This is a genomic window from Streptomyces sp. NPDC012827 (genome assembly GCF_042900905.1).
Taxonomy (GTDB): Bacteria; Actinomycetota; Actinomycetes; order Streptomycetales; family Streptomycetaceae; genus Streptomyces; species Streptomyces gulbargensis.
The window spans coordinates 61,085-75,549 of record NZ_JBIBBY010000013.1; the positions used below are offsets into that span (position 1 = coordinate 61,085).

Consider the following 14,465-nt stretch of genomic DNA (forward strand, 5'->3'; position numbering starts at 1 on the left):
AGCGGGACGGCTCGTGTCCGCCGGGAGTGTCCGTCTCTCTCGGCGGAACAGGCCCTGCGTCCCCCCGAAGCTCACCCCGCTCCGACCGGGGCAGTGGTTCTGTTTGTACGGGCGGCGTCAACCCGAGCGGCGCCGACGGCTCATTCCCCACAGCCCCACGCCGGCGATGACCAGGACGGCGGCAGCGCCGGCTCCGGCGAACATCGGCGCGTTCGAACGTGTGTCGCTCGCTGCGGTGGGGGCCGGCTCCGGCTTCGGGCCGGGCGGCGGGGCGACCTTCGGCGTCCGGGCCGGCGTCGTGGGCGAGGCGGCCCGCCCGTGGTCGACGGGACGTATGAACTTCGGCATCTCGCCGCGGTCCGGTGGCCCCGGGTCGCCCAGACCCCGGTTGATGTGCGCGCCGGGGCGGATCACGCCGTGACCCAGGTAGGTGCTGACCGTGCCGGGCTCCCAGTCGTCGCCGCGGCCCGCCGAGTCGTACATGACGCGCAAGACCTGGGACGCGGTCCAGTCCGGGTGCAGGGAGCGGATGAGGGCGGCGGAGGCCGCGGCGAGGGCGCTGGCGGCGTAGGCGCCGCCACCGGGGCAGTAGCGCCGGAAGGAGGCGTCGCACCAGCGGGGGATGTCCGCCCCCGGTGCGGCGATGTTCACGTCGTCACCGTGCTGGGAGAAGTCGGCGACCACACCGTCCGGGGTGGTCGACGCGACGCTGACGACCTCGTGGAAGCGCGCCGGAGCGAGCGGCTTGTTGCCCTTCTTGGCGTTGTCACCGCTGCCCGCGAAGACGAGCACGTCCTTGGCGAGGGCGTCCCGCAGGGCGTAGCGCTGCCCGGTCATGCCGGCGCCGATGACGTACTCACTGCCGATGGAGATGGTGATGATCTCCGCTTCACGTTCCAGGGCCATCCTGATGGCCTGGTCGAGGTGGTCGTAGATGCTCGGCAGTTCGTCGTGCCTCAGCATCGGCACGCGAATGGGGATGATCTTGGCCCCGGGGGCGAGGCCCTGGAGGCCGCCGCCCTTCCCCGTCCCCGCGATCAGCTCGGCGGTCGTCGTTCCCTGGCCGCTTCGGTCGCTGGTGTCGGGCCCGCCGCCTTCGGGGATGGACGCGTCCCGACCGGGCAGTACCTGGCCCCGGAGGGAGGGCGTCGAGGGGTTCACGCCGGAGTCGATGACGGCGATCCTGACCCCTTCCCCCGTCGTTCTCTTCCAGATCTTGTCGACGTGCATGCGGTCGAGGTACCACTGCCGGTCCCGGACTCCGTCCGCGTGCGCCGGCGAAGCCTGACCGACCAGTCCGATCGCCGCTGTCAGCGCGGCGGCCAGGGCGCGCCCGCACACGCCGTGACGCCGGGCGACGACGGTCGGCCGTCGCCCTCTCGTTCCGCGGCGGGGTTTCAGGATGGATGCCATGCACCCGATTGGATCATGACGGGTTGCGCTCGACGCCGTCGACCGTGACGGGTACTCCGGCACGCGCATCCGGTGCGGCAGGCAGGTGCGGGTGGGCCGCGGGCACGTCCCTCGAACGAAGAACCCGGCGGGCGGCTGTCTGATCTGCTCGGTTCGGGGTACTCGCGGTCAGGCGAGGGGTCCCTGCACGACCCGTCGTCACGGAGCAGTGAGCAGTACGGAGCGGGAGGTGATCATCTTGTCGACCATGCAGCAGCCGCCCCCGATCGGCCCCGGCCGCAGCAGCCCTCACGGTGCCGACGAACCGGTGAGTGAGCTGGTGCAGCGGGCCTCGCATCAGCTCACGGAGCTGGTGCGCGGCGAGCTGAGGCTGGCGCAGGCGGAGATGAAGGAGAAGGGCAAGCGCTACGGCAAGGGCGGTGGACTCTTCGGCGGCGCCGGGGTGGTCGGCTTCCTGATGCTGCAGGCGCTGGTCGCCACCGCCATCGCCGGGCTCGCGGTCGTGCTCCCGGTATGGGCCGCGGCGTTGATCGTCACGGCGGTGCTCGGCGTGATCGCCGCGGTGATGGCCCTGAGCGGCAAGAAGCAGGTCGACCGGGCAGCACCTCCCCGGCCGGAGCAGACCGTCGAAAGCGTGAAGGCCGATGTGGCCGAGATCAAGGAGAGTGCACAGCGATGAGCAAGCCGCCCCACGACAAGCGGACCACGCCCAGCCCGGACGAACTGCGCGAGCAGGTCGAGGGGACCCGTCAGGAGCTCGGCGAGACGGTCGAGGCGCTGGCGGCCAAGGCCGACGTCAAGGCCCGCGCCCAGGAGAAGGCGGCCGAGGTCAAGCAGCAGGCCGCCGAGGTCAGGCAGCAGGCCGCCGACAAGGCCGGTGAGTTCAAGGCCAAGGTCGCCGAGACCGCGGCCCAGGTGCAGGACAAGATCCCCGATCCGGTACTGGAGAAGGCCGCCTCGGCCGCCGAGCAGGCCCGGGCCAAGGCGGGCCAGGCCACTCACCTGATCCAGGAGAAGACACCCGAGCCGGTGCGGGAGAAGGTGGCCCAGGGGACCGAGATGGCACGGAGCAACCGCACCCTGCTGCTGGCGGCGGCCGGGGTCGCCGGCCTGGTGTGGCTGGCGTGCCGCCGTAAGAGGTGAGGGACGTCAGTCCTTCCCGCTCCGCAGGGCAGCCCGGACCGTCACGCGGTGCGCGGCCTGCGGTCACGGTCGCATCCCGCGGCGAGCAGGGCTGACCCCTCGGCCCCCGGGTCGCCCGCGCGCGGAGCAGGCTCGCGCGCTGTTTGAGTCTGCACGGAAGGGAGCCCGCCCCGGTCACCCCGGGGTGGGCTCCCTTGCGTGGCCGACCGTCCGCCGATCCCGTCGGGTGAGGCACCTCTCCGCCGACCGGACGACTCTGCCGTCCGTCCTGGAACGGGAACGCCGAGCACGGTCGCTTCATGACGGGACGGACGCCGATTTTCAGTACCGCGAGGGAGCAGATCTGGGGCGAGCCCGACGGCGCGGCAGCAGGGTCCAAGCAGTTGCGATCGGCCGGCCCGAGACAAGGAAGGGCCCGCTCCGGAACTCCGGAGCGGGCCCTTCCCCGTGCGGTGAGCCGAGCGGCCCCTTCGGCTCAGTCCGTGGACAGTGCTTCGAGGAGGTCGCCGACCTTGGGCTCCGGCAGGGCGCGGGCGACATCGGCCTGGGCGACCATGCCGACGAGCCGGTGGCCGTCGATCACCGGGAGCCGGCGCACCTTGTGCGAGGTCATCGTCCGGAGGATCTCGTCGGCGTCGTCGTCCGCGCCGATGGTCACCGCCTCCCCCTGGGCGAGCTCACCGGCCTTGACCTGCGCCGGGTCCTTGCCCGCACCCAGCACCTTCACGACGATGTCACGGTCGGTGAGCATGCCCTTCAGCTTGTCGTCGGTGCCGCAGATCGGCAGCGCACCGACGCCGAGCTGGGTCATCTTCTTCGCGGCTTCGAGGACCGTCTCCTCGGCGCCGATGCACTCGGCACCCTCGGTCATGATCTCGCGGGCGGTCGTCATCTCGCTGTCTTCCCGTCTGTTGCCGTTGGTTCCGTGTCTTCCGGCGCCCCTCGTGCGCACGAGGGGCGCCAGGGTTCACGCGTGCCCGGTACGACGGTCTTGTAACGTCTTCGCGCCGTCCTCACCCCCGTGCAGTACGGGCCCGGCGCGGGGTGACGTGGCAGGGGGCGCGAGCCCTTCCGCGACTCCCGCGGGTCCGGTCCTCCTGACGGATGATCCGACGGCGCGGCCGTCCCTGCGGTGGGTGGGGCAGCGGCTCGGTGCGGGGACTGGCTGCACGGGGGCCGCCGCGCTCCTGCCACAGGTGGCGGGCGTCAGCGGGCAGTCGCCGCCCCTACGGTCACCCGCTTGATGCCGACCAGGACGCGGTAGCGCTCACGGGCCGCGAAGTCGGCCATGCTCCACACGGCGGGTGTGCCGACCTCGGAGCAGAGGTGCAGCACCTTGTCGTCGTCCGCCCACACGCCGACGTGCGCACCGTACGCGTCGTCGGACGTGCTGAAGAGCAACAGGTCGAGCGGGGCGGGAACCGAGACGCGGACAGTGCTGCCGGTGTCCGCCCACAGGTCGCTGGAACGGAGAGGCGGCGGAACCATTCCGTAATGCCGGAGCACCTCGTAGGCGAAGAGTTGGCAGTTGGCGCCATGGGCGAGGCCTGGTCGGCGAGCCACCGCGGCCGACCCCGGGAATCGGGATCCGTCGTACCGCACGGTCCGGAAGCCGGCGGGCAGCCGGGCGAGGATCGGTTCCATGCGGCCATGATGACCGGTGGGCAGGCGAGGCGGTGAAGTGCCTCCTGGAAGAGGATCGTGGCGCGGGCCCCGACGCCGCCCCGGTGCGCGCAAGATGGTTGAGGCTTGGCCCCTGCACGCCTCCGCCGATTGCCCCCGGCCGCCGGTGGCGCCCCGCACTCCCCCGGCACGGTGCTCACCGGGCAGAGGCTCCTGGTCCGGGCCTCGGCGGGACGGCGGGCGTGGCCGGTAGATTCTCGCACCGTGGTCGACGACTGGCGTACGGATCGGATCGGAAGCGCCCTGCGAGGCGAAAACCCCACGGTCCTGCGACGTTTGAGCGCGGGATTCGCCGTGATCGGCGACGTGCAGTTCCTCCCGGGGTACTCGGTGCTCCTGGTGGATGATCCCGCCGTGGAAAGACTGTCGGACCTGTCCAAGGACAAGCGGCTGGCCTTCCTCTCCGACATGGACCGGCTCGGGGAGGCGGTCGAGCGGGCATGCCGTCGGAGGGATGCGTCCTTCCGGCGGGTGAACCTCGAGATCCTGGGGAACACGGACGGTTTCCTGCACGCGCACGTCTGGCCCCGGTTCGGGTGGGAGCCGGCCGAGTCGGTGCGGAAGCCGGTCTGGCTGTATCCCCGTGACAGGTGGACCGACGGACAGTACGCGCTCGGTCCGCGGCACGACCCCCTGCGCACGGCGATCGGGGAGGAGCTGGACCGGCTGCGCACGGCGGACCGCTGAGACGCCCAGGCGACGCCGGACGGCGGTCCCTCGAGGCAGGGATCCGCCGCCGAATGCCGGACGCCGGTGTCGTCAGCCGTGGTCGGAGGCGCCTTCCACGAGGTGGTCGACGTGGCGCCGGAGGATGCGACGCGCCGCCGCCGGTGCGTGGTGGCCGGCCAGGACGTGGACGGTGAGGCCGTCGGCGAGGGCCAGGAGGCTGTGCGCTTCGGTGTCGGGGTCGAGGCTCCGGGCGAACTCTCCGGACTCCTGGCCGTAGCGTACGAGCCACGTGACGAGGGCGTGCAGTTCGGCATAGGTGTCGTGCAGGACGGCGGCCAGTCGCTCGCCGGCGGGGGCGTGGGCGACGAAGGCCAGCCAGACGTGGGCCTGGTCCCTCGACACCTCGTCCAGCAGGGCGAGTTCGGTCAGGGTGTGGGTGAGCAGGGTCGACGCCGCCTGAGGGGTGGAGGTGGCGGCGATGCGCTCGTCGGCGCGTGCGCGGACCCGCTGGGAGATGTGCTCCAGGGCGAAGAGCAGCATGTCCTCCTTGGTGCGGAAGCACCGTTGGACGGCGCCCATGGACACGCCGGCCTCGGCGGCGACGTCGCGGAGGCTCGCGGCCTCCATGCCCGAGCGCGCGATCAGGGTGCAGACCGCCTCGGCGATCCGTCGGCGTCGGTCCTCGTAGTCGACCTGTTTGGGCACGCCCGCTCCTCCCACTGTTCTGATGCACTTGCATCATATCCTTCTCGGCGGCACGATGTGATGCGACCGCATCGAAACGATGCGTGAATACGGGAAAGGACATCTCCTCATGACGAAGCAACTCAAGAAGCCGCGCGGCGGCTCAGGGCAGGGGCTGCTCTGGCTGTTCGGTGCCCTCCTCGTCGTCCAGGGGTTCGGCTCGGCCGTCACGGAAGCCGGGTGGGACACGAGCTTCGGGATCGCGGGCCTCATGCGCGCGGCCGACATGCCGGTGTGGACGACTCTCCTGGTCGGGCTCGCCGGTGTCGTCCTGCTCGGCGTCGCGGCACGCCGTCACCACGCCAGGAAGCGGTTCGAGCGCCGGCCGTGACATCTCCCTCCCGGCCGATCCGGTGCGGGCCCGGGTACCGGCCGGCGTGGCCGCCTCGTCGCCCTCCGGGCTCACTCCCCCGTGGTACGGGCGGGGAGAAAACGGGTCGCCGACTGCGCCCGGGGGTACCAGCACCGGCATGATCCTGTCGGTGGAGATCCTGCCCGAGTCGACCCTGCGCGAGGTGATCGGCCTGCTGGTCAGGCTGATCGAGTCCGCGGGCGCGCTCATCATCTTCGTCGGCGCCGTTTGGGCGTTCGCGCAGTTCGTCGCGGCCGGTGTGCGCGGGCGCGGCAAGGTGGCGGGGTTCAATCGGATCAGGCTGAGCCTGGGGCGCTTCCTCGTCCTGGGCCTGGAGTTCCAGCTCGCCGGCGACGTGCTGCGCACGGCGGTCGCCCCGAGCTTCGCCGAGATCGGCCAGCTGGCAGCCGTCGCGGCGATCCGGACCGCGCTGAACTACTTCCTCGGCCGGGAGATCGCCCAGGAACGGGCCGAGCTCGAACGGGACGGGACCGCGTCCTCCCCCCCCGCCAAGGGCCTCCCGACGTGAACGCGTGGCTGGAGGCGGCGGCCGTGCTGGTCACCGCGCTCGGCCTCGTCGCCGCGGCCGCGGCCTGGCGCCTCACGCGCACCGTACGAGGCGGACTGGCCGTCCTGCTGGACTTCCTGACCGCCGCCGGTCTGCTCCGCCTGGCCGGCGAACCGTCCTGGGACAGCATCACCCTGGCAGCGGCGGTGATCGCGCTGCGCAAACTCCTCGGCGCCTCCCTCCGCGCGTCGGGACGGCACGGAACGGGCACCGGTCCGGCGGGCTGCCCCGGCGCACCAGTGGTGTGCAACCGGCGGTCCCTCCCGCTGTCGACACGCCGTCGATCGGCCCGAGTGCCCCCGCCCAGCAACCGGCCGGCCCCGTGATGCCCACGCGAGGCACCCGAGCCGGAATCGGCGGAACCTCCGACCCCGGCGACCTCGCCATCGGCATCGGCCTTGCCCTGGCCACCGGTGCCGCTGCTACGAGCTGCTACCTCGTCGGACGGCGGCTGCGCCGTCGGGCCGACTGAAGCACCGGGCCCGGTCCGTCAGCCCCCTTCCGTCGGAGTGAAGTCGTCGCCGGGGCCGGACGGCCCCGGAGGCGGCCGAGCGGCGGCTTCGGGCGCGGGCGATCGGGATGCCACGGCCCTGGGGCGCGCGTTGCGCATGACGCGTGAGGACCTGGCGCACGGTCGGCCGGAGCTGTGTCACAGGCGCGTGACGGCGGTGTCCTGGCAGTGAGACGGCGCGAACCGGCGGGCGGGAGCGGCCGTCTTGTGGAGCGTCGACGCGGCGGCCCCGTACGTGGCAGCCGCGCATCCGTGCCGTGGAAGGGACACTGTCATGAACCGCCGTCTGCGTACCGCGCTCACCGTCACCGCCGCGCTCGGCGTCGGGCTTCTGGCGACAGCGTGCGAAAGCGGTGAGCGGTCGTCCGCCGCTGGGCCCTCCTCGCCGTCGTCCGGGCGGCCCAGCCCGACGGTCAGCAGCGGCGGCGGCGACGCGGGCGCGGAGGCGGACGGGGCACGCGGTGGTCCCGGCTCCACGGCCTCTTCCGGCGTCAGGACGTCGGAGAGCCGACCGTCGAAGTCACCCGGTACGCAGGCCGAGCCCACCCGCGCCGGCACGGAAACCGGCAGCGTCGGAGACAAGAGCGGTTACGGGCAGGTCTGCGGCACCAACGACATCGCGTGGAGCGTGAGCACGGAGTCCCAGGCCGGTGGGTACTTCCTGGTCAAGGCCAAGGCCAAGCCCGGCATCACCTGTGTCCTGCGAGCCGCGCTGCCGGTCGTGGCGTTCGGTTCGGACGGAACGGCCGCCAAGCCCGCGGAGCAGTCCGTGGGCCGGGCGATCACGCTGCGGGACGGGGTGGCGGCGTACGCCGGCGTGAACCCGAAGACGACCGCCGGCGAAGGCGGCAAGGAGCTGGACAGCCTGATCGTCTCGGTCTCCGACAGCGACCCCCATCCGGTGTCTCTGCGGGTCGGCTCGTTCGTCGTCGACAAGCCGGTGGTCACCAACTGGCACACCTCCGCCGCCGACGCCGTTCCGTTGTCGGGCTGAGCTCGCCCCGCCCTGCGGGCGCCGGTGTGCTCGTCCGGCGAGGGGATGCGGGGGAAGTCACGGCATGACGGGCGGGAAGCGACAAAAATTGAGCCCGTCCGGCAGGTGAGGTTCGCGTTTTTCGGGGCAGACGGTGCTCTGCATCGAGGAAACGGCCGCCCCGCGAGCGGTGCCATGACGAGCGTTTGCGCGGGGACGGGCCCCGGGCCGGAACGGAGGGCGCCACGCCCATGATCATCAGCCATCAGCAGCTCGGAACCGTACTGGGACTCACCCTTCCGCACGAGCTGGACATCAGCACGCGCGCGGCGGCCGCGGCCCAGGTCGAGCGCCTTCTGCTCACGTACCGGCCGCACGTCCGGTCCGTCCTGCTGACCCCGCCCGCCACGGCGCACACTCCGGCGACGCTGAGCGTGCTGGCCCGGGTGCGGCACCTGTGCGAGGCCCATGGGCTGCTCCTCACCGTGGCCGAACCGGCGGAGACCACCCCGCAGCCCCTGTCCGTCGCCGCCTGACGGACGCCGGCACCAGGACGACACGGAACAAGAAGACCGTCGGCCGGCCGCCGCGCAGCTCGTCCCCGAACGGGACCGGCGCGCGGCGGCCGGCGTCGGCGTGGCCCGGCGGACCGGGTGGCAGGGCTGCACGCGCTGCCCGGCCCGCTTGCCGTGCGGGTGCCGCCGCAGGGCCGGACGCCGCTGTCCTGCCTGCTCGGCCCCGCGCTCCACGGGGTGTCCCGGACGCCTCAGCCGCTCACTGTTCCGGTCGGTGAAGGGCCGACCGCGCGGCCGCGTGGAACTGCACGTACTCGATGGTCGCGCCGCCAGGGTGCCGCACGGTCATGTTGCGGCCGGTGGGGACCTCGTTCGGCCCGTCGACGATCTTTCCGCCGTGTTCCGCGGTGAGCCGCAGGACCTGGTCGAGGGACTCGACGACTGTCGTGGCGTGGGTCCCGCGATAGGGGGCGAGGGCCTCGTCCGAACCCGCGAGCAGCAGGTATCCGCCGACGCTCGCGAGGTCCAGGTCGCGGTAGGTGAACCGGAGCCGTGGCTGCTCTCCGGTGAGCTCGACGAAGGTGGGCAGTGCCGCGTCCAGATCGTCGACGTAGACGCGGGCGAGAACGGTCAGCACGGGCACGGACATCCCCAACTCATTTCGATTTTGCCGAATTATCGAATCGATCCGCATACTACGAGGTGACACAGGGACGCGGAGAGGAGACAGGAGAGTTGGCCGACGACGCAGATCTCGACCTGGCGGTGGTGCTCCACGCGCTGGGCGATCCGGTCCGGTTGGCGCTGGTCCGCCGGATGGCCGAGGACGGTGAGAGCGCGTGCAGCCCGGACGGTGTGGACGTGCCCCGGTCGACGCTCTCGAACCATTGGCGGATCCTGCGTGAAGCCGGCCTCACCCGAACCCGGCGGGTGGGCAAGGCTCGTTGGATGGCTCTGCGCCGCGCCGAACTCGACGCCCGGTTCCCCGGGCTGCTCGCCGCCGTACTGACGGGACGCGGGTGAGCACCGGAACGGGCTGACGCCCTGCGGGAACCGCGGCCCGCCCCTGCCCGGAAGACCCGCGACCCGGTGGTGTTCCCCCGTGCGGCCGTGGATGCGGTACGAGGCGGGGGGCGCGGCCCCGGTGGGCCGGCGACGCGGGTGCGCCATGCCGTGAGCGGCGGGCTGGAGAGAGGCCGTGGCAAGGTCTCGCCCGGCCCTTCGGCGGCGGGACCCCGCCCGTGGCCGGCCGCGAGGGCGGCGGTGCGCAATGCCTCCGGGCGCGGGCCGGGCGGGGCGGGCCGCGCCGCGTCGAACGACCGCATCTCCTCGGGTGACTCCGCAGCCGGGAGGAACGCCCGGTGCGCCGGGCGACGCGGGTCCTGGGCGGGTGCGGAGCGGCGGCCGCCGCGCGCGTGAGGCTGCTCGCCGGGGTGCGCGCGGCGGCGGTGGTGACGCGTGCGGTCTAGCGGAGGTGCTGCTTGACCGCTTCGTAGACCGCCTGGTCGCTGAGCACGTCGCTGTGGCCGAGGCAGGCGGTGGTGTGGTTGACCGCGCCGGTGACGGCGACGCTGTCCTTGGGGCTGATGATCATGTCGCAGGGTGAGCGCCAGGTGGCGTAGCGGGGCGAACCAGGGGTCTCGTCACCGGCGTTGAGGGCGTTGAGGAAGACGGATCCCGGTCGCATCTCGACGCAGGGGGCGCCGCCGCACCAGCGCGCGGTCTCGGTTCCGTGGTTGGGGCCGGCCAGGGAGACCCAGGCGTCGACCTTGGCGGTGCCGCCGAGCTTCTTGAGGTAGTGGCGGGAGGAGAGGCCGCCCATCGAGTGGGTGACGACGTCGACCTTGGAGGCGCCGGTGGCGGCCAGGACGCGGTCGATCTCGTCGGCGAGCCGCTCGGCGGTCGTGACGTTGGACTGCGTGGCGTCGTACGTCCACTGGTCGAGGTGCCCGGCCGGCCAGCCGTCCGAGCGGAAGCGTCCGGCCATGGTCCGCCAGGTCGAACCGTCGGAGTTCCAGCCGTGGACGAAGACGACGGGGTCGGGGGCGAGGGCCTTGTTCCCGTGGTCCGCCGCGGACGCGGGGGCGACGGGGAGGACGAGGGGGACGAGGGCGAGGAGGAGCGTGGGCATGCTCCGGGAAAGGTTCCTGATCACGATCGGTTTGTAGCGTCCCGGACCCGGGAGCGGCAGGTCCCGACGCGCGGACTCACCCGGCCGGACGCGGTGTTTCACCGCAGAAACGTGACGGCCCGCAGGGCGCGCGCTCCGGGCGGACACATGCGGAGGCGCTCACGCCCGCGCCCGGCGGGCCCGCGCGCTCGTCCCGCGCGCCGGGGCCTCCCCCTCCCGCCGGGGACGCGGCCCATCCGGTACGACTATTGGCGTGCCCCTGACAGGGGAGCTTGCCGGTGCGGCGCCCCGGAGAACTCTGGGACGAGGAGGCCGACTTCCGCACCGGTACGGGCCTTCGCGCTCCACCACCGGTACCGGCACGACCTCCACGCCGCCGCGGCCGCCCCCGTTCCGCCCGGAAGCCACCGGTGGGCACGGCGCCTCTGCCGCACCCGCACCCGCCCCCGGCACGCACGGCCCTCCGCCGGGCGGACGCGGCGGCATGTCACCGCACCGTCGAATCGAGGAGCACGCCATGAGCACACCTCCCTCCGCCCCGCGCCGGGTCGCCCTGGTGAACGGGAGCTTCGAGCAGCCCGCCGTCAACGGCGTCGAGTTCCTGCCGGACGCCTCGCAGACCCAGGCGGCCAAGAAGGTCCCGGGCTGGCTCACCACCGCCTCCGACCACATGATCGAGCTGTGGAGCAACGGAACCCACGGCGTGCCGTCGGCCGAGGGGGCGCAGTTCGCCGAGCTGAACGCCAACGAGGTCTCCACGCTCTACCAGGACCTGCCGACCACGCCCGGCACCAAGCTGTACTGGCGGCTGTACCACCGCGGCCGTCAGGGGCAGGACACCATGGCGCTGGACATCGGCGTGCCGGGCTCCGCGGCCGAACAGCGCACCTTCACCGACGGCAACACCTCCTGGGGTTACTACACCGGCACCTACACCGTCCCCGACGGTCAGACGGTGACCCGGTTCGCCTTCCGCTCCGTGTCCGCGGCCGGCGGCAACCGCAGCGTCGGCAACTTCCTGGACGGCGTCTTCTTCGGCACCGCTCCCCACGTGGAACTCACCAAGACGGCGATCCCCGCGGGGCCGCTGGAGGTCGGTGACGTCGTCACGTACCGCATCACGGCCAGGAACGAGGGCGGCGGCGCGGCCGAGGCCCTGGTGCTGACCGACCGCGTCCCGGAGGGCACGACCTACGTTCCCGGTTCCCTGCGCATCGTGGACGGACCGAACGCCGGGCCGAAGACCGACCGGAAGGGGGACGACCAGGCTTCCTACGACGCCGCGGCCGACCAGGTCGTCTTCCACCTCGGGGACGGTGCGACCGGCTCCCAGCCCGGCAGCCTCCCCAACACCGGTGTCCTGCCGGGCGGTACGACGGTGGAGTACCGGGTCACCATCGACCGGGCCAGCGGCGGCAAGCAGCTCCGCAACACCGCCACCGCCACCTACGAGAACCGGCTCGGCGACACCCCGGAGCCGCTGACGGCGACGTCCGGCGAGGCGGTCACCGAGGTGCGGCCTGCGGCCGATCTGACGGTGACGAAGGCGGCCGACGCCACCACCGTGACCGTCGGTCAGACCGTCACCTACCGCGTCACCGTCCGCAACGCCGGCCCGAACGGGGCCACCGGGGTCACGGTCACCGACCGGCTCCCGGAGGGCCTCGTGTTCCTCTCGGCCACCGGCTCCCCCGGCACGTACGACCCGGCCGGCGGACGCTGGACCCTGGGCGGGCTGGCCGAGGGCGGCTCCGCGACCCTCGTTCTGCGGGCCAAGGCGACCAGGGCCGGATCCTTCACCAACACCGCCACCGTCACCGGCGAGGACACCGACCCCGACCCTCACGACAACAGCGACAGCGTCACCGTCTGCGTCCGGTCGGCGCCCCCCTGCTGCGGCCCCTGCGCATCCGGGGCGTGAGCGGGAACCGTGACGCGCGCGGACGGCCGGGACCGGCGTGGCCCTCCCGGCCGTCCGGGACACCGCCCCGGTGACCTCGGTGCCACCGGGACCGCGCGACACGGGAGGGGAGTCGCGCCGTGCCGTAAGGTCCCCTTGTCCAGGGGGTCTTGCGGTACGGCCGCGCGCCACGGACACCTTCGCATCCGCAGCAGAAAGCCGAGTATGAGACACCTCTCGACACCCCTCAGGGCCCTTGCCGCCTCGGCGTGCGCCCTCGCCCTGCTCGCCCTGCCCGGCCCGGCGGCACAGGCGGCCCCGGAGCCGGCCGTGTACGGCGAACTGGCGCGGAACGGCACGTTCACCGCGAGCAGCGAGCACTGGTGGGCCGGTCCCGGCGCGTCGGTGGGCTCCGTCGGCGGCGCGCTGCGGGCCACGGTCGAACCGGCCCCGGGGGACCAGATCGGGCAGTCCTACCGTACGGTCGTGGGCCAGAGCGGCATCACCCTGCGCCGGGGGGCGCGCTACACGCTCTCCTTCGAGGCCCGCGCGTCCACGCCCGCGCGGATCAGGTCGACGGTCCAGCTGGGCGTCTCCCCGTATCCGGAGACCCTGGGGAACACCCTCGATCTGACCACGGCCCCGCAGCGGTTCAGCTGGACGTTCACCTCCTCGCTCGCCTCGGACGACGGTCACATCGACTTCCAGGTCGGCGGTCAGCCGGTCCGTACCGACATCACCGTCGACAACGTCTCCCTGACGACGTCGACAGCCCGCGAGGGCTTCTTCACCGACCCCCACTCGACCGCGCGCGCCTGGGTGGACGCCCACCCCGCCGACCAGCGCGCCGGCACCATCCGGACGCGGATCGCGGACCGGACGACGGTGAAGTGGTTCGGCGGCTGGAACACCGACGTGCGGGCGGACGTCGACCGGTACGTCGGCGCGGCGGCGGCCGCCGGACAGCTGCCCACCCTGGTCGCGTACAACATTCCCGGGCGGGACTGCGGCGGGGCCTCCGGCGGCGGCGCGGAGGACGCCCGCGCCTACAAGGAGTGGATGGACCGCTTCATCGCGGGCATCGCCCGGCGGCCGGCGATCGTCGTCCTGGAGCCGGACGCGGTGGCGCAGGCCGATGTGGAGCAGAACTGCCTCACGGCGGAACGGCGGGAGGCCCGCTTCGACATGCTGTGGTACGCCAACCAGCACCTCGACGCGCAGGGCCCGCACGTCCGGACGTACCTCGACGCGGGCAACGCGACGTGGACGCTGGGCACGGGGCGGGCCGACGACCCGGCGGACGGCGGCATCGGCCTGAGCGACATGGCCGACATGCTGGGGCGCTCCGGGATCTTCCTGGCCGACGGGGTGGCGGTGAACGTGTCCCACTACCACTCCACGGACGTGTCGAACGACTACGGCCGCCGCCTCGCCGCGCGCGTCAAGGAGCGGCTGGGCACCGACACGACCTGGGTCGTGGACACCTCCCGCAACGGGAACGGCGCCTACACCGTGCCCGGGGACGAGAGCAGCGGTCTCGTCGGGTTCTGCAACCCGCCGCTGCGCCGGCTGGGACCGGCCTCCCAGGTGGGTGAGGGCGGCGCCGCCTACTACCTGTGGATCAAGAACCCGGGCGACTCCGACGGCCGGCACGCGGACGACGCGCGCTGCCCGGCGGACGGTCCGCAGTACGCGGCCGGTTCCTTCTCCCCGGAGTTCGCCCTGCGGCTCGTCGAGGGCGGCTGAGGCGGCGGCTCCCGGGCCGTACCGTGCCGCCGCGCACGGGGCACCGGCCCTGCCCGGGGACGTGTCGGCGTACCGTCCCCGGGTAGGCGGGCGGGAAGGTCCGCCGACGGAGGAGGG

At 72.9% G+C, this 14,465-nt stretch carries 17 protein-coding genes; 11 read left to right on the top strand and 6 right to left on the bottom strand.

Annotated features, from left to right (window positions below; all coding sequences use genetic code 11):
* Positions 1-117 precede the first annotated feature (117 nt).
* Entirely contained in the window at positions 118-1,413 is a 1,296-nt protein-coding gene (locus ACFY60_RS26420) for a S8 family serine peptidase (protein WP_388613643.1), read from the bottom strand.
* Positions 1,414-1,660: 247 nt separating this feature from the next.
* Here ACFY60_RS26420 and ACFY60_RS26425 point away from each other — a divergent pair, with 247 nt between their 5' ends.
* A complete protein-coding gene (locus ACFY60_RS26425; protein ID WP_388614146.1) occupies positions 1,661-2,092 on the top strand; it encodes a phage holin family protein in 432 nt (143 codons plus the stop codon).
* Entirely contained in the window at positions 2,089-2,556 is a 468-nt protein-coding gene (locus tag ACFY60_RS26430; RefSeq protein WP_388613646.1) for a DUF3618 domain-containing protein, read from the top strand. The genes ACFY60_RS26425 and ACFY60_RS26430 overlap by 4 nt, the downstream gene beginning before the upstream one ends.
* A 475-nt stretch (positions 2,557-3,031) precedes the next feature.
* On the opposite strand, the gene ACFY60_RS26435 is transcribed toward ACFY60_RS26430, so the two are convergent.
* Together ACFY60_RS26435 and ACFY60_RS26440 are read right to left on the bottom strand one after the other, a co-directional pair.
* Complete coding sequence (locus ACFY60_RS26435; RefSeq protein WP_345282792.1) at positions 3,032-3,448, bottom strand: CBS domain-containing protein; 417 nt, start codon at positions 3,446-3,448, stop codon at positions 3,032-3,034.
* Between the two features lie 314 nt (positions 3,449-3,762).
* Positions 3,763-4,200, bottom strand: a complete 438-nt coding sequence (locus ACFY60_RS26440) for a hydrolase (protein WP_388613649.1) — start codon at positions 4,198-4,200, stop codon at positions 3,763-3,765.
* A 243-nt stretch (positions 4,201-4,443) separates the two neighbouring features.
* Between ACFY60_RS26440 and ACFY60_RS26445 the strand changes: the two genes are divergently transcribed.
* Entirely contained in the window at positions 4,444-4,926 is a 483-nt protein-coding gene (locus ACFY60_RS26445; RefSeq protein ID WP_388613652.1) for a diadenosine tetraphosphate hydrolase, read from the top strand.
* A 72-nt stretch (positions 4,927-4,998) separates the two neighbouring features.
* Here ACFY60_RS26445 and ACFY60_RS26450 read toward each other — a convergent pair whose 3' ends face one another.
* Positions 4,999-5,613 carry a TetR/AcrR family transcriptional regulator gene (locus ACFY60_RS26450; protein WP_388613654.1) on the bottom strand — a complete coding sequence of 205 codons (615 nt, stop codon included), beginning with the start codon at positions 5,611-5,613 and terminating at the stop codon, positions 4,999-5,001.
* A 109-nt stretch (positions 5,614-5,722) separates the two neighbouring features.
* Between ACFY60_RS26450 and ACFY60_RS26455 the strand changes: the two genes are divergently transcribed.
* The 5 genes from ACFY60_RS26455 (at position 5,723) to ACFY60_RS26475 (ending at position 8,592) form a co-directional block, all read left to right on the top strand.
* Positions 5,723-5,983: a hypothetical protein gene (locus ACFY60_RS26455; protein ID WP_388613657.1), complete on the top strand. Its 261-nt coding sequence runs from the start codon at positions 5,723-5,725 to the stop codon at positions 5,981-5,983.
* 139 nt (positions 5,984-6,122) lie between these two features.
* Positions 6,123-6,533: a DUF1622 domain-containing protein gene (locus ACFY60_RS26460; protein ID WP_388613660.1), complete on the top strand. Its 411-nt coding sequence runs from the start codon at positions 6,123-6,125 to the stop codon at positions 6,531-6,533.
* Positions 6,530-6,898 carry a hypothetical protein gene (locus ACFY60_RS26465; protein WP_388613663.1) on the top strand — a complete coding sequence of 123 codons (369 nt, stop codon included), beginning with the start codon at positions 6,530-6,532 and terminating at the stop codon, positions 6,896-6,898. Before ACFY60_RS26460 ends, ACFY60_RS26465 begins: the two co-directional genes overlap by 4 nt.
* Positions 6,899-7,357: 459 nt before the next feature.
* The gene (locus ACFY60_RS26470) at positions 7,358-8,077 is read left to right on the top strand and encodes a DUF4232 domain-containing protein (RefSeq protein ID WP_388613666.1); all 720 of its coding nucleotides are present in this window, start codon (positions 7,358-7,360) and stop codon (positions 8,075-8,077) included.
* 230 nt (positions 8,078-8,307) lie between these two features.
* Positions 8,308-8,592, top strand: coding sequence for a hypothetical protein (locus tag ACFY60_RS26475; protein WP_388613668.1), 285 nt, complete (start codon positions 8,308-8,310; stop codon positions 8,590-8,592).
* A gap of 238 nt (positions 8,593-8,830) precedes the next feature.
* Here ACFY60_RS26475 and ACFY60_RS26480 read toward each other — a convergent pair whose 3' ends face one another.
* Positions 8,831-9,220, bottom strand: coding sequence for a VOC family protein (locus ACFY60_RS26480; RefSeq protein ID WP_388613670.1), 390 nt, complete (start codon positions 9,218-9,220; stop codon positions 8,831-8,833).
* Between the two features lie 86 nt (positions 9,221-9,306).
* Here ACFY60_RS26480 and ACFY60_RS26485 point away from each other — a divergent pair, with 86 nt between their 5' ends.
* A complete protein-coding gene (locus ACFY60_RS26485) occupies positions 9,307-9,594 on the top strand; it encodes an ArsR/SmtB family transcription factor (RefSeq protein WP_388613673.1) in 288 nt (95 codons plus the stop codon).
* 442 nt (positions 9,595-10,036) lie between these two features.
* Here ACFY60_RS26485 and ACFY60_RS26490 read toward each other — a convergent pair whose 3' ends face one another.
* Positions 10,037-10,726: an esterase/lipase family protein gene (locus tag ACFY60_RS26490; RefSeq protein WP_388613676.1), complete on the bottom strand. Its 690-nt coding sequence runs from the start codon at positions 10,724-10,726 to the stop codon at positions 10,037-10,039.
* A gap of 493 nt (positions 10,727-11,219) precedes the next feature.
* Between ACFY60_RS26490 and ACFY60_RS26495 the strand changes: the two genes are divergently transcribed.
* Together ACFY60_RS26495 and ACFY60_RS26500 are read left to right on the top strand one after the other, a co-directional pair.
* Positions 11,220-12,623: a CARDB domain-containing protein gene (locus ACFY60_RS26495; protein WP_388613679.1), complete on the top strand. Its 1,404-nt coding sequence runs from the start codon at positions 11,220-11,222 to the stop codon at positions 12,621-12,623.
* 204 nt (positions 12,624-12,827) lie between these two features.
* Complete coding sequence (locus ACFY60_RS26500; RefSeq protein WP_388613682.1) at positions 12,828-14,348, top strand: glycoside hydrolase family 6 protein; 1,521 nt, start codon at positions 12,828-12,830, stop codon at positions 14,346-14,348.
* Positions 14,349-14,465 lie beyond the last annotated feature (117 nt).

Excerpts from the sequence above, each read along its gene's own strand:
- ACFY60_RS26470 (WP_388613666.1), top strand. The coding sequence starts at position 7,358 with ATGAACCGCCGTCTGCGTACCGCGCTCACCGTCACCGCCGCGCTCGGC.
- ACFY60_RS26420 (WP_388613643.1), bottom strand. The coding sequence starts at position 1,413 with ATGGCATCCATCCTGAAACCCCGCCGCGGAACGAGAGGGCGACGGCCG.
- ACFY60_RS26430 (WP_388613646.1), top strand. The coding sequence starts at position 2,089 with ATGAGCAAGCCGCCCCACGACAAGCGGACCACGCCCAGCCCGGACGAA.
- ACFY60_RS26435 (WP_345282792.1), bottom strand. The coding sequence starts at position 3,448 with ATGACGACCGCCCGCGAGATCATGACCGAGGGTGCCGAGTGCATCGGC.
- ACFY60_RS26440 (WP_388613649.1), bottom strand. The coding sequence starts at position 4,200 with ATGGAACCGATCCTCGCCCGGCTGCCCGCCGGCTTCCGGACCGTGCGG.
- ACFY60_RS26500 (WP_388613682.1), top strand. The coding sequence starts at position 12,828 with ATGAGACACCTCTCGACACCCCTCAGGGCCCTTGCCGCCTCGGCGTGC.
- ACFY60_RS26425 (WP_388614146.1), top strand. The coding sequence starts at position 1,661 with ATGCAGCAGCCGCCCCCGATCGGCCCCGGCCGCAGCAGCCCTCACGGT.
- ACFY60_RS26455 (WP_388613657.1), top strand. The coding sequence starts at position 5,723 with ATGACGAAGCAACTCAAGAAGCCGCGCGGCGGCTCAGGGCAGGGGCTG.
- ACFY60_RS26480 (WP_388613670.1), bottom strand. The coding sequence starts at position 9,220 with ATGTCCGTGCCCGTGCTGACCGTTCTCGCCCGCGTCTACGTCGACGAT.
- ACFY60_RS26495 (WP_388613679.1), top strand. The coding sequence starts at position 11,220 with ATGAGCACACCTCCCTCCGCCCCGCGCCGGGTCGCCCTGGTGAACGGG.
- ACFY60_RS26460 (WP_388613660.1), top strand. The coding sequence starts at position 6,123 with ATGATCCTGTCGGTGGAGATCCTGCCCGAGTCGACCCTGCGCGAGGTG.
- ACFY60_RS26475 (WP_388613668.1), top strand. The coding sequence starts at position 8,308 with ATGATCATCAGCCATCAGCAGCTCGGAACCGTACTGGGACTCACCCTT.